Origin of the sequence: Streptomyces sp. NPDC057617 (assembly GCF_042800555.1) — a bacterium.
Classification (GTDB): Bacteria; Actinomycetota; Actinomycetes; order Streptomycetales; family Streptomycetaceae; genus Streptomyces.
Genome location: NZ_JBHVGV010000013.1, coordinates 278905 through 291350, shown reverse-complemented (window position 1 = coordinate 291350; position 12446 = coordinate 278905). Strand labels below are relative to the sequence as shown.

The following is a 12446-nucleotide window of genomic DNA, read 5'->3' as shown; positions in this document are numbered from 1 at the left end:
GTCATGTTTCACGTGAAACATGACCCGGCCCGCTCTGCTGTGAGGTGACGTTCAGAGGCGATGTTTCACGTGAAACATCGCCACCCTCGTATCAGCGCCGCCTCGTATCAGCGCCGCCCGCGCGTCAGTGCCACGGTGACGGCGGCGTAGAGCACGGCGACTGTCACCACGAGCGGCACCGACCGGCCGTCCGGCGGCAGCATCAGCGCGGCGACCGCCGCGGCGCCGACGAAGGCGACATTGAAGAGGACGTCATACAGCGAGAAGATCCGGCCCCGGAACGCATCGTCCACCGCCGTCTGCACCACGGTGTCCGTGGCGATCTTCGCCCCCTGAGTGACCAGACCGAGGACGAACGCGGCGATCAGCATGGGCACGGGGGCGAACGGCAGTCCCAGGGCCGGTTCAAGGATGGCCGCGACCCCCGCGCACACCGTCATCCATCCGAAGGGACCGAGCCGGCCGGCCGCCCAGGGAGTCAGTACCGCGGCGGCGAAGAATCCCGCCCCGGAGACGCCAAGAGCGAGCCCGAGGAGCGCCAGCCCCTCGGATTCCCGGTCGGTCCAGGCGTACCGGGAGAGCATCAGCACCATCACGGTGAGCGCCCCGTAGCAGAAGCGCATCACCGTCATGGCGGCCAGCGCGTGGGCCGCCTTCCGTCGTTCCCTCAGGTGCCGCAGTCCTCCCGCGAGCCCTCGTGCGGTGGAGGCCAGGGCGGTCCCCAGCCGTGGCTGGACGAGCGCCTTGTCGGGCCCGAGCAGTTCGCGCGCCAGTAGAAGGGACGTGAGCGCCGCGGCCAGATAGAGGGCGGAGCCCAGCAGCATCACGGCGGCGTCCGAGTCCGAGATCGCCAGCCGTACGCCAAGGGCGAGACCGCCGCCCGCGGTCGCGGCGAGCGTGCCGGCGGTCGGGGAGATCGAGTTCGCGAGGACGAGCCGCTCGTCGTCGACGACATGCGGCAGGGCGGCGGAGAGCCCGGCGAGGACGAACCGGTTGACGGCGGTCACGGACAGCGCCGAGACATAGAAGAGCCAGTCGGGTACGGACGCCAGGATCAGCAGCGCCGTGCCGCTCGCCAGAACGGCCCGCAGCAGATTGCCGTACAGAAAGACCTGGCGGCGCTGCCAGCGGTCCAGCAGCACACCGGCGAACGGGCCCAGCAGCGAGTACGGCAGCAGCAGTACGGCCATGGCGGAGGCGATCGCGGCGGGCGAGGTCTGCTTCTCGGGGGAGAAGACGACGTACGCGGCGAGCGCGACCTGGAAGACCCCGTCGGCCGCCTGGGACAGCAGGCGCACCGCCAGCAGCCGGCGGAAGGGGCTGAGGCGCAGGAGTACGCGCAGATCACGTACGACAGGCATGTGAGCCAGCGTCACATACGCACCGGCGCACCATACGAGAAGGGTCACCGGACGGCTGCCCGGAGACCCTTCTCGTATGGCTCATCTGGAGGAAGCGAGCGAGCTCTAGCGCTCGGCCTCGCCCTTGATGAACTTCTCGACGTTCTCCCGCGCCTGGTCGTCGAAGTACTGGACCGGCGGCGACTTCATGAAGTACGACGACGCCGACAGGATCGGGCCGCCGATGCCGCGGTCCTTGGCGATCTTCGCGGCGCGCACCGCGTCGATGATGACGCCCGCGGAGTTCGGGGAGTCCCAGACCTCCAGCTTGTACTCCAGGTTCAGCGGGACATCGCCGAAGGCGCGGCCCTCCAGACGGACGTACGCCCACTTGCGGTCGTCGAGCCAGGCGACATAGTCCGACGGGCCGATGTGGACATTGTCCGCACCGAGATCGCGGTCGGGGATCTGGGAGGTGACGGCCTGGGTCTTGGAGATCTTCTTGGACTCCAGGCGCTCGCGCTCCAGCATGTTCTTGAAGTCCATGTTGCCGCCGACGTTGAGCTGCATCGTACGGTCCAGGACGACGCCCCGGTCCTCGAAGAGCTTCGCCATGACGCGGTGTGTGATGGTGGCGCCGACCTGGGACTTGATGTCGTCGCCGACGATCGGGACCCCGGCCTCGGTGAACTTGTCCGCCCACTCCTTCGTACCGGCGATAAAGACCGGAAGGGCGTTGACGAAGGCGACCTTGGCGTCGATGGCGCACTGCGCGTAGTACTTCGCGGCGGCCTCGGACCCGACGGGCAGATAGCAGACGAGAACGTCGACCTGCCTGTCCTTGAGGGTCTGGACGATGTCCACCGGCGCCTCGGGGGACTCCTCGATCGTCTGGCGGTAGTACTTGCCCAGACCGTCGAGGGTGTGGCCGCGCTGGACGGTGACGCCCGTGGCCGGCACATCGCAGATCTTGATGGTGTTGTTCTCGCTGGCGCCGATGGCGTTCGCGAGGTCGAGACCGACCTTCTTCGCGTCGACGTCGAAGGCGGCCACGAACTCGATGTCCCGCACGTGGTACTCGCCGAACTGGACGTGCATCAGACCCGGTACCTTGCCCGCCGGGTCGGCGTCCTTGTAATACTCGACGCCCTGCACCAGCGAGGCGGCGCAGTTCCCCACGCCGACGATGGCTACGCGAACCGAACCCATTCCGGTTGCTCCCTGTGTGATCAGTGTGCGTGATGAGACCCTGCGGAGATGCAGGACCTCACTTGGTGGTGTCCGCGGACGGATCCGGTCCGGAACGTCCCAGGGGCGTACCCCCGGGAGCGTCCCGGCGCCGGGGCAGGCCATCCGCTTCCCCCGATGTGTCTCCCTGCTCGGCGGGCACCCCGGGACCGGACCGTCGCTGGTCCCGTCCCGCCCGCTCGCTCTCGATGAGCTCGTTCAGCCAGCGCACCTCGCGCTCCACGGACTCCATTCCGTGGCGCTGCAGCTCAAGCGTGTAGTCGTCGAGGCGCTCGCGCGTACGGGCCAGCGAGGCGCGCATCTTCTCCAGACGCTCCTCCAGCCTGCTGCGCCGGCCCTCCAGCACCCGCATCCGCACCTCGCGCTCCGTCTGCCCGAAGAAGGCGAACCGGGCAGCGAAGTGCTCGTCCTCCCAGGCGTCGGGACCGGTGTGCGACAGGAGCTCCTCGAAGTGCTCCTTACCTTCCGCCGTCAGCCGGTAGACGATCTTGGCCCGCCGCCCCGCGAGGGAGGCGGCGAGCGCGTCCTCCGGAGCGCTGCCCGGCTCCTCGATCAACCAGCCGCTGGCGACCAGCGTCTTGAGGCAGGGGTAGAGCGTTCCGTAGCTGAAGGCCCGGAAGATCCCCAGCGAGGTATTGAGCCGTTTCCGCAGCTCATATCCGTGCATGGGGGACTCGCGGAGCAGACCGAGGACAGCGAACTCGAGGATGCCCGAGCGTCGGCTCACCCTGCGCCTCCTCCACCGTCCGGGAACCTTATTTCGTTCTGATGTATCGACTCGATACATCCCGACGATAGAACGGAGATGCTGATGCGACAAGCGGGGCCATGGTGAACGGCATCACATTGACAATTCTCAGGAAGTAACTTGCCTGATTTGAGGTGAACTTCAGTACTCGGAGGGTTTTGGCCGTGCGTAGTCTGTGCGGCATGCAGACCACCGGGAACCGAGTGACGCGACTGAGCGTCAAGACTGTCGGGTTGCCGGCTGTCTGCCGGATGAGCCCCATGCCGGGATGGTCCGTATTCATTTCGGGGGGACCGGAACTCAACTGCCGCTTCCAGGCGTCCGCGCCTGCCCGAGGAGTAGTCGTTCGATGAGTGAGCACCGTCGCAAACAGCCGCAGCCGCAAGGTGGCGGACGTGCCGCGGCCAGGCGTGCGGCCCAGCAGCCCTCAGGCCGCCGCGCTGCCCCTTCCCACGAGACCGTCTCGGTCTCGCACTCTGATTCCTACGACGAGGAGCGCCCTTACGGAGGACGCGCCGCCGCCAGACGCGCCGCTCAGCGCGGCGGCCGCCGGCGCGCGGGGGGCGGAGGGGGCGGCCCCGAAGGACCTGGCCGCGGCCGGGGCGGAGGCCCCGGCAAGAAGCGGCTGATCGACTATCCGCGGTACGGCAAGTACGGCTGGCGCCGCTGGGTGCCGTCCTGGAAGCAGACCACCGCCCTGTCGATCGGCTTCCTCGGCTCCATCCTGGCCGCGGGCACGATCGCGTACGCGGTGGTCTCGGTGCCCAAGGACAGCCAGGCGTCGCAGGCCGAGAACAATGTCTACTACTGGGACGACGGCACCCAGATGGTCGCCACCGGTGGTGAGGTCAACCGGCAGATCGTCGGGATCGAGAACATTCCGAAGGCGATGCAGTTCGCGGTGATCTCCGCCGAGAACAAGTCCTTCTACGAGGACCCCGGTGTCGACTTCATGGGCATCGGCAGGGCGCTGTTCAACATGGCCAGGGGCGGTGACACGCAGGGTGGTTCGACCATCACCCAGCAGTACGTCAAGAACGCCCGCCTCGGTGACCAGAGCCAGACCCTCAGCCGTAAGTTCAAAGAGATGTTCATCTCCATGAAGGTCGGCACCGACATGGACAAGCGCGACATTCTGGCGGGCTACCTGAACACCTCCTACTACGGTCGCGGTGCCTATGGCATCCAGGCGGCGGCCCGTACGTACTACGGCAAGGACGCCGCCAAGCTGAACCCGAGCGAGTGCGCCTTCCTGGCCGCGCTCCTCAAGGGCGCGACGCTGTACGACCCCGCCGGAGCCACCGAGATCAACTCGATCGCCACCCCCGCGGCCAATACCGAGCGGGCCACGGAGCGCTGGTCGTGGATTCTCGACGAGATGGTCAAGGACGGGCATCTCGACGCCGCCGAGCGCGCCAAGTACACCGAGTTCCCGATGCCGGACCCGCCGAAGAAGAACGCGCAGCTCGGCGGGCAGATCGGCTATCTGGTCGACCTCGCCAAGGCGTACTTCGTCAACAACAACAAAGAGGGCGTCACGGCCGACATGCTCACCACGGGCGGCTACGAGATCCACACGACCTTCAACAAGAAGAAGGTCGAGCAGCTCAGGAAAGCGGTCGAGACGGTCTACGACGCCAATATCGACCCCAAGAAGCGTCCCGATACCGATACGCATGTCCAGTTCGGCGGCGCCTCCGTCGAGCCTGAGACCGGGAAGATCGTCGCCATCTACGGCGGCGCGGACGCCACCAAGCACTTCACCAACAACGCCGACCAGACGGGTGCGCAGGTCGGATCGACCTTCAAGCCGTTTGTGCTGGCCGCGGCGATGGACAAGGGCGTGCGCGATCCCGATGGACCCCCGGAGCAGGGCCAGACCCAGCGCACCCAGATCTCGCCGGACAAGACGAAGTACAACGGCGACAACAAGCTGAAGATCAAGAACTACGACGGGTCGATCTGGACCAACGAAGAGGACAAGGAGTGGCTCCAGCGGAACGACGGCGACAAGTCGTACGGTGACATCGATCTCCGCGAGGCGATGCGCGATTCCGCCAACTCCCCCTTCGTCCAGCTCGGCATGGATGTGGGCATCCCGGTGGTGCGGGACTACGCGATCCGGTCCGGCCTGCTGGACAGTTCCCTCAGCAAGTCGGATGTGCCGTCGTTCTCGATCGGTATCTCCGACCCCAGCGCCATCCGGATGGCGGGCGCGTACGCGACGTTCGCGTCCAGCGGCAAGCAGCGCGACCCGTACTCGGTCACCGAGGTGAAGAAGAACGGCAAGCCCGTCTTCAAGCACGAGGCGAAGGCGGAGAGGGCGTTCCCGGCCGCGGTCGCGGACAATGTCACGGATGTCCTGAAGACCGTGGTGGAGAAGGGCACCGGTACGAACGCCCAGCTCGAAGGGCGTGAGGTGGCGGGCAAGACCGGTACCACCGACGGCAACAAGTCGGCGTGGTTCGTGGGCTACACCCCGCAGCTCTCGACCGCCATCGACATGTACCGGCTGGACGACGACGCGAACAACAAGAACCGCGAGTTCCTCAAGATGTTCGGCACCGGTGACCAGGAGAAGATCCACGGTGCGTCGTTCCCGTCCGACATCTGGCGTGAATACATGTCGGAGGCCCTGAAGGGCCAGCCGAGCGAGGCGTTCCCCAAGCCCGAGCCCATCGGTGACGCCTGGTGGGGCGGCGGTGCCAAGAGCCCGACCCCGACGCCGAGCGAGACGCCCTCCGAGACGCCTTCGGAGACCCCGTCCGAGACACCTTCCGAGACCCCGTCCCAGGAGGACCTGCCCACGCCGAGCGACAGCTGCACGGAGTTCTTCGGCTGCGGTGACAACGGCGGGGGCAATCAGGGCGGCGGCCAGAACGGCGGCGGCAATCAGGGCGGCAACAATGGCGGTGGCAGCGGTGGCGGAGTCACCAACTCCCCGTCGTCGTCCAGTACCGATCCGGGCGGTGGCCAGAACGGCGGCGACGGCGGCTTCTTCGGGGGCACGGGAGGGTAGGGCCTCTCGCCCTGGGGCTTCCTGCCCGGAGGCTTCCCGCCCGTCAAGCGCTGATTGACGGCAATGATGGCTGAGACGAGGGCCGTCGCACCGGTCACGTACAGACTCTCTGTACGTACGGTGCGGCGGCCCTCGCCGCGTCCATGGGCGCGTACGGCAGGATGGGCGCCATGCCGAGCGCAGAAGAGACAACCGTGCACCAGGACCCGCCGGTCGTGGCCCCCACCCGGCGGGACGAGATCGCCGCGGCCGGCAGCGAGCTGATCGGCGGCCCGATTGGACGCTGGGCCTGGCTCGGCAGCAGCCGGCTCACGCCCGTGCGCGTGGTCGCGCTGGTGGCGATCGGCATGTTCGCGCTGGGCATGGTCCAGAAGATGCCCTGTTACGACTGGGCGTGGTTCCGGGGCGCCAGCTCCCAGTACACCCACGCCTGCTATTCGGACATTCCGCACCTCTTCCTGGGGCGCGGCTTCGCCGACAATCTCGTGCCGTACTTCGACCGGCTGAACGGCGACATGCAGTACCTGGAGTACCCGGTACTCACCGGCCTCTTCATGGAGGTCGCCTCCTGGCTCACCCCGGGCGGCTCCATCCAGTACCGCGAGCAGATGTACTGGATGGTCAACGCGGGCATGCTGATGATCTGCGCCGTGGTCATCGCGGTCTGTGTCGCCCGCACCCACCGGCGCCGTCCCTGGGACGCCCTGCTGGTCGCCCTCGCGCCCGCCTTCGCGCTGACCGCGACCATCAACTGGGATCTGCTGGCCGTGGCGCTGACCGCCGCCGCGATGCTGATGTGGTCCCGCGGCCGGAATCTGGCCTTCGGCATCCTCATCGGGCTCGCGACCGCCGCCAAGCTCTATCCCGTACTGCTGCTGGGACCGCTGTTCGTGCTGTGCTGGCGGGCGGGGAGGTTCCGGGAGTTCGGGACGGCCCTGCTGGGCACGGCGGGCGCGTGGCTGGTGGTGAATCTGCCGGTGATGGTGCTCGCGCCCGAGGGGTGGAAGAAGTTCTACACCTTCAGCCAGGAGCGGCAGGTCGACTTCGGCTCGTTCTGGCTGATCATCACACAGCGCACGGGCAAGTCCCTGGAGGTCGGCACCGTCAACACCTACGCGATGGTGCTGATGGTGCTGGCGTGCGCGGGGATCGGCGCGCTGGCCCTGATGGCTCCGCGCCGGCCGCGTTTCGCGCAGCTCGCCTTTCTTGTCGTGGCCGCGTTCATCCTGACCAACAAGGTCTACTCACCGCAGTACGTCCTGTGGCTGGTCCCGCTGGCGGCGCTGGCCCGCCCGCGCTGGCGCGATTTCCTGGTCTGGCAGGCCTGCGAGGTCATGTACTTCCTGGGCATCTGGATGTACCTCGCGTACACGACCAGCGGCGACGCCCACAAGGGCCTGCCCACGGAGGGGTACCAGCTCGCGATCGCCGTGCACCTGGCCGGGACGCTGTACCTGTGCGCGATGGTCGTACGGGACGCCCTGCTGCCCGAGCGGGACGGCGTACGGACGGACGGTACGGACGACCCCTCGGGCGGGGTGCTGGACGGCGCGGAGGACAGGTTCGTACTCGGACAGTCGTACCGCATGCCGGAGTACCAGGCCCAGGCGGCGGAGGCGCCACGCGTCGAGTGGGGCACGCGGCCGCCCGAGGCCGGCTGAGCGGTCTGGCGGGGCCGCGAGGGTTCCCCGGCGTTCCGGGGACTCCGCGGCTGCGCTCAGGCGCTCAGAGCGCTTTTTGAGGGCGCTCCGAGAGCGTGAGCGGGCGGTTTTGAGAGGCTGGGCGGGCTGGCGGGCTGGGCGGGCCGAGTGGTCTCAGCGGTCGACCAGGCGGTCGAACTGGGTCGTCGTGTGGCGCAGGTGCGCCACCAGTTCGTCGCCGACCTTGGGCTCGTCGGCGTCCGACGGTACGAACAGGATCGACACCTGCATGTGCGGCGGCTCCGCGAACCAGCGCTGCTTGCCGGCCCAGACGAACGGCGACAGATTGCGGTTGACCGTGGCCAGCCCGGCCCGGGCGACGCCCTTGGCGCGCGGCATCACGCCATGCAGGGCCTTGGGGGCCTCCAGACCGACGCCATGGGACGTACCTCCCGCGACGACCACCAGCCAGCCGTCGGAGGCCGCCTTCTGCTGGCGGTAGCCGAACCGGTCGCCCTTGACGACCCTGGTGACATCCAGGACGGAGCCGCGGTACTCGGTGGCCTCATGGTCCCCGAGCCACAGCCGCGTGCCGATACGGGCGCGGAACCGGGTCTGCGGGAACTGCTGCTGCAGCCTGGCCAGCTCGCTGGAGCGGAGATGGCTGACGAACATGGTGTGCAGCGGAAGCCGCGCCGCGCGCAGCCGGTCCATCCAGCCGATGACCTCCTCGACCGCGTCGGAGCCGTCCGTACGGTCGAGCGGGAGGTGCAGGGCGAAGCCCTCCAGCCGTACGTCCTCGATGGCCGCGTGCAACTGGCCCAGCTCCTCCTCCTTGACGCCATGGCGCTTCATGGAGGACATGCACTCGATGACGACACGGGCGCCCACCAGCGCGAACACCCCGTCGACGGACGAGACCGAGCGGATGACCCGGTCGGGCAGCGGCACCGGCTCCTCGCCGCGCCTGAAGGGGGTCAGTACGAGCAGGTCACCGCTGAACCAGTCCTTGATCCGGGCCGCCTCGTAGATCGTGCCGACCGCGAGCGTGTCGGAGCCGAAGCGGGTCGTCTCGTCGGCGAGACGCTCATGCCCGAAGCCGTAGCCATTGCCCTTGCAGACCGGGACGAGCCCGGGGAACTGCTCGATGACCGACTTCTGGTGCGCCCGCCAGCGCGCGGTGTCGACGTAGAGGGAGAGCGCCATGCCGGTCCGGAACCTTTCTCTTGGCTGCGGTATGAAGAAATATGACGAATATGGGCGATCTTGGGTGCCTCGCGGAAGTGTCCGGGGCCCATCATCGCGGTTAACGGCACGCCGTGCGGCCGGTCAGCGGCGCGACATGTAGATGTCGAGCGCCTTGTGGAGCAGTTTGTTGAGCGGGAAGTCCCACTCGCCCACGTACTCCACGGCCTCGCCGCCGGTGCCCACCTTGAACTGGATCAGACCGAAGAGATGGTCGGTCTCGTCGAGCGAGTCGGAGATGCCGCGCAGGTCGTAGACGGTGGCGCCCATCGCGTAGGCGTCGCGCAGCATCCGCCACTGCATCGCGTTCGAGGGCCTGACCTCGCGCTTGTGGTTGGCGGACGCGCCGTACGAGTACCAGACATGGCCGCCGACGATCAGCATCGTCGCCGCCGCGACGTTCTCGCCCTCGTGGCGGGCGAAGTAGAGGCGCATACGGTTGGGGTCCTCGGCGTTCAGGACGGACCACATGCGCTGGAAGTACGAGAGCGGGCGCGGCCGGAAGTGGTCGCGCACGGCGGTGATCTCGTACAGCCGCTGCCACTCGGCGAGATCGTCGTAGCCGCCCTGGACGACATCGACGCCGGCCTTCTCGGCCTTCTTGATGTTGCGGCGCCAGAGCTGATTGAAGCCCTTGAGGACATCGTCCAACGAGCGGTTGGCGAGCGGCACCTGGAACACATAGCGCGGCTGTACGTCACCGAAGCCGGCACCGCCGTCCTCGCCCTGCTGCCATCCCATCTTGCGCAGCCGGTCGGACACTTCGAAGGCGCGCGGCTCGATGTGCGTGGCCTCGACATCGCGCAGCCGCTTGACGTCCGGGTCCTGGATACCGGACTTGATGGCGTTCGCGTCCCAGCGGCGGATGACGACCGGCGGCCCCATCTTCACGGAGAAGGCGCCCTGCTGCTTGAGGTGGGCCAGCATCGGCTGGAGCCACTCGTCGAGGTTGGGGGCGTACCAGTTGATCACCGGGCCCTCGGGCAGATACGCCAAGTACCGCTTGATCTTGGGGAGCTGACGGTAGAGCACCAGACCGGCCCCGACGAGCTGCTCGTTCTTGTCGAACCAGCCCAGATTCTCGGAGCGCCACTCCGTCTTGACGTCAGCCCATGCCGGGACCTGGCAATGACTCGCCGCGGGCAGGCTCTGGATGTACGCCAGATGCTGCTCTCGGCTGATGGTCCTCAGGGTAAGGCTCATGCGGGGCGCTCCTCGGCAGGTGTGTCCCCATGGATACAGGGGCTCCGGCTCTCGCGCCGAAGCCTACTGCGCCGATGGAGCACCCCGTCTGGCCCTGTGGACAGTGGGCCTCAGCCGATCACTCCGCCGAAGAGTCCGCCGTGCGCCATTCCGAGGAAGAAGCCGACCGCCGAGGCGCCCAGACCGATGATGGTCAGAAAGCGTTCGCGGGTGGTCACGGAGACGAACTGCCCGTACGCGCCTGTGAGGATCCCGATCAGCCCGGCCCATGAGCTGAGCAGATGCAGGTTGTAGAAGAAGGCGGAGAAGAACGCGAGCAGTCCCAGCGTCAGCGTCACGCCCACCAGGATGTCCTCGCGGGGGTGACGCTTGCCGTCCGTGGAGAAGAGAGAGGTGGCGGAGTTCGGTCGCATTGCCTGTGCCATGTGGCACCTCCTGGCCATAGCCGGAAGGCGGCGCATCGTAGCGTCGCACACACCCGATGTGTACAGATTGCGTCCGCCGGCGCCCGGATTTCAAGCGGAAGGCGGGGTGCGGGTAGTCTGTACGTTCTGCACCGGTGTCTGCCCTGGCGTGCGCCCCTCGTACCGCCGAGCTCGTATCCGTCGAGTCGGACTGCGAGCGTCTGGATGTCAGAGGCGGCCGATACCGTTGCGTACGCATCACGACCCTCCTGCCACGGAACGACCGTGGCCGCTGAGTCCAAAGGAGGTGGGTTCCACATGCGTCACTACGAAGTGATGGTCATCCTCGACCCCGATCTCGAGGAGCGCGCTGTCTCCCCGCTGATCGAGAACTTCCTCTCCGTCGTCCGTGAGGGCAATGGAAAGGTCGAGAAGGTCGACACCTGGGGCCGTCGCCGTCTCTCCTACGAGATCAAGAAGAAGCCCGAGGGCATCTACTCGGTCATCGACCTCCAGGCCGAGCCGGCCGTCGTCAAGGAGCTCGACCGGCAGATGAACCTGAACGAGTCGGTCCTCCGGACCAAGGTCCTCCGTCCCGAGACCCACTGAGCATCCGGCTCAGCGGTCATCGGGGCCGAATGGCTCCGAGTAGTTCTTCGAGTAGCACAGCAGCCAGAAGCAATCCCCGCCGAGAGGTTCACCCATGGCAGGCGAGACCGTCATCACGGTCGTCGGCAATCTCGTCGACGACCCCGAGCTGCGCTTCACCCCGTCCGGTGCGGCGGTCGCGAAGTTCCGTGTCGCGTCCACTCCTCGTACCTTCGACCGTCAGACCAATGAGTGGAAGGACGGCGAGAGCCTGTTCCTGACCTGCTCGGTCTGGCGTCAGGCGGCGGAGAACGTCGCCGAGTCGCTCCAGCGAGGCATGCGCGTCGTCGTGCAGGGCCGGCTGAAGCAGCGGTCGTACGAGGACCGCGAGGGCGTCAAGCGCACGGTCTACGAGCTGGATGTCGAGGAAGTCGGCCCCAGCCTCAAGAACGCCACGGCCAAGGTCACCAAGACCACCGGCCGCGGTGGCCAGGGTGGCTACGGCGGCGGCCAGGGCGGCGGCGGCAACTGGGGCGGCGGCCCCGGTGGCGGTGGCCAGCAGGGCGGCGGCGGTGCTCCCGCCGACGACCCGTGGGCGACCAGTGCGCCGGCCGGCGGCCAGCAGTCGCAAGGCGGCGGGGGCAATGGAGGCGGCTGGGGCGGAAGCTCCGGCGGCTCCGGTGGCGGCTACTCGGACGAGCCCCCCTTCTAGGGCGGGCCCGTACCCCCACTTCTTGATCACACAGGAGAAACACCATGGCGAAGCCGCCTGTGCGCAAGCCTAAGAAGAAGGTCTGCGCGTTCTGCAAGGACAAGACCCAGTACGTGGACTACAAGGACACGAACATGCTGCGGAAGTTCATTTCCGACCGCGGCAAGATCCGTGCCCGCCGCGTCACCGGCAACTGCACGCAGCACCAGCGTGATGTCGCCACGGCCGTCAAGAACAGCCGTGAGATGGCGCTGCTGCCCTACACGTCCACCGCGCGATAAGGGAAGGGTGACCGACTG

11 protein-coding genes are annotated in these 12446 nt (G+C 67.5%); 5 read left to right on the top strand and 6 right to left on the bottom strand.

The window, feature by feature from the left end:
• Positions 1-107: 107 nt before the first annotated feature.
• The 3 genes from ACFU9P_RS29040 to ACFU9P_RS29030 all read right to left on the bottom strand — a co-directional run bounded on the left by ACFU9P_RS29040 (position 108) and on the right by ACFU9P_RS29030 (position 3315).
• A complete protein-coding gene (locus ACFU9P_RS29040) occupies positions 108-1361 on the bottom strand; it encodes an MFS transporter (RefSeq protein WP_384086355.1) in 1254 nt (417 codons plus the stop codon).
• Between the two features lie 105 nt (positions 1362-1466).
• Positions 1467-2549 (bottom strand): inositol-3-phosphate synthase, encoded by a 1083-nt coding sequence (locus ACFU9P_RS29035; protein ID WP_384086352.1) that lies wholly within the window; start codon positions 2547-2549, stop codon positions 1467-1469.
• A gap of 58 nt (positions 2550-2607) precedes the next feature.
• Positions 2608-3315, bottom strand: a complete 708-nt coding sequence (locus ACFU9P_RS29030; protein WP_376383268.1) for a helix-turn-helix transcriptional regulator — start codon at positions 3313-3315, stop codon at positions 2608-2610.
• A 370-nt stretch (positions 3316-3685) separates the two neighbouring features.
• Between ACFU9P_RS29030 and ACFU9P_RS29025 the strand changes: the two genes are divergently transcribed.
• A complete protein-coding gene (locus ACFU9P_RS29025) occupies positions 3686-6355 on the top strand; it encodes a transglycosylase domain-containing protein (RefSeq protein ID WP_384086349.1) in 2670 nt (889 codons plus the stop codon).
• A 170-nt stretch (positions 6356-6525) separates the two neighbouring features.
• Positions 6526-8016, top strand: a complete 1491-nt coding sequence (locus ACFU9P_RS29020; RefSeq protein WP_384086346.1) for a glycosyltransferase family 87 protein — start codon at positions 6526-6528, stop codon at positions 8014-8016.
• A 153-nt stretch (positions 8017-8169) separates the two neighbouring features.
• Here the strand turns inward: ACFU9P_RS29020 and ACFU9P_RS29015 are convergent, their stop codons facing one another.
• From ACFU9P_RS29015 to ACFU9P_RS29005, 3 genes are all read right to left on the bottom strand, one after another.
• On the bottom strand, positions 8170-9201 hold the full coding sequence (locus tag ACFU9P_RS29015; RefSeq protein ID WP_066947126.1) for an alanine racemase: 1032 nt from the start codon (positions 9199-9201) through the stop codon (positions 8170-8172).
• A gap of 123 nt (positions 9202-9324) precedes the next feature.
• Positions 9325-10443 (bottom strand): lipid II:glycine glycyltransferase FemX, encoded by a 1119-nt coding sequence (locus tag ACFU9P_RS29010; RefSeq protein ID WP_376383262.1) that lies wholly within the window; start codon positions 10441-10443, stop codon positions 9325-9327.
• 110 nt (positions 10444-10553) lie between these two features.
• Complete coding sequence (locus ACFU9P_RS29005; protein ID WP_376383260.1) at positions 10554-10868, bottom strand: hypothetical protein; 315 nt, start codon at positions 10866-10868, stop codon at positions 10554-10556.
• 297 nt (positions 10869-11165) lie between these two features.
• On the opposite strand from ACFU9P_RS29005, the gene rpsF reads away from it, so the two are divergent.
• From rpsF to rpsR, 3 genes are all read left to right on the top strand, one after another.
• Positions 11166-11456, top strand: a complete 291-nt coding sequence (gene rpsF, locus ACFU9P_RS29000; RefSeq protein ID WP_006604399.1) for a 30S ribosomal protein S6 — start codon at positions 11166-11168, stop codon at positions 11454-11456.
• 94 nt (positions 11457-11550) lie between these two features.
• Positions 11551-12147, top strand: a complete 597-nt coding sequence (locus ACFU9P_RS28995; protein ID WP_376383257.1) for a single-stranded DNA-binding protein — start codon at positions 11551-11553, stop codon at positions 12145-12147.
• Between the two features lie 44 nt (positions 12148-12191).
• Positions 12192-12428, top strand: coding sequence for a 30S ribosomal protein S18 (rpsR, locus tag ACFU9P_RS28990; protein WP_003967857.1), 237 nt, complete (start codon positions 12192-12194; stop codon positions 12426-12428).
• Positions 12429-12446 lie beyond the last annotated feature (18 nt).

What these genes read in the sequence shown, in the direction of transcription:
- ACFU9P_RS29040 (WP_384086355.1), bottom strand. Translation starts at nt 1,361, where the DNA reads ATGCCTGTCGTACGTGATCTGCGCGTACTCCTGCGCCTCAGCCCCTTC.
- rpsR (WP_003967857.1), top strand. Translation starts at nt 12,192, where the DNA reads ATGGCGAAGCCGCCTGTGCGCAAGCCTAAGAAGAAGGTCTGCGCGTTC.
- ACFU9P_RS28995 (WP_376383257.1), top strand. Translation starts at nt 11,551, where the DNA reads ATGGCAGGCGAGACCGTCATCACGGTCGTCGGCAATCTCGTCGACGAC.
- ACFU9P_RS29020 (WP_384086346.1), top strand. Translation starts at nt 6,526, where the DNA reads ATGCCGAGCGCAGAAGAGACAACCGTGCACCAGGACCCGCCGGTCGTG.
- ACFU9P_RS29010 (WP_376383262.1), bottom strand. Translation starts at nt 10,443, where the DNA reads ATGAGCCTTACCCTGAGGACCATCAGCCGAGAGCAGCATCTGGCGTAC.
- ACFU9P_RS29005 (WP_376383260.1), bottom strand. Translation starts at nt 10,868, where the DNA reads ATGGCACAGGCAATGCGACCGAACTCCGCCACCTCTCTCTTCTCCACG.
- rpsF (WP_006604399.1), top strand. Translation starts at nt 11,166, where the DNA reads ATGCGTCACTACGAAGTGATGGTCATCCTCGACCCCGATCTCGAGGAG.
- ACFU9P_RS29025 (WP_384086349.1), top strand. Translation starts at nt 3,686, where the DNA reads ATGAGTGAGCACCGTCGCAAACAGCCGCAGCCGCAAGGTGGCGGACGT.
- ACFU9P_RS29015 (WP_066947126.1), bottom strand. Translation starts at nt 9,201, where the DNA reads ATGGCGCTCTCCCTCTACGTCGACACCGCGCGCTGGCGGGCGCACCAG.
- ACFU9P_RS29035 (WP_384086352.1), bottom strand. Translation starts at nt 2,549, where the DNA reads ATGGGTTCGGTTCGCGTAGCCATCGTCGGCGTGGGGAACTGCGCCGCC.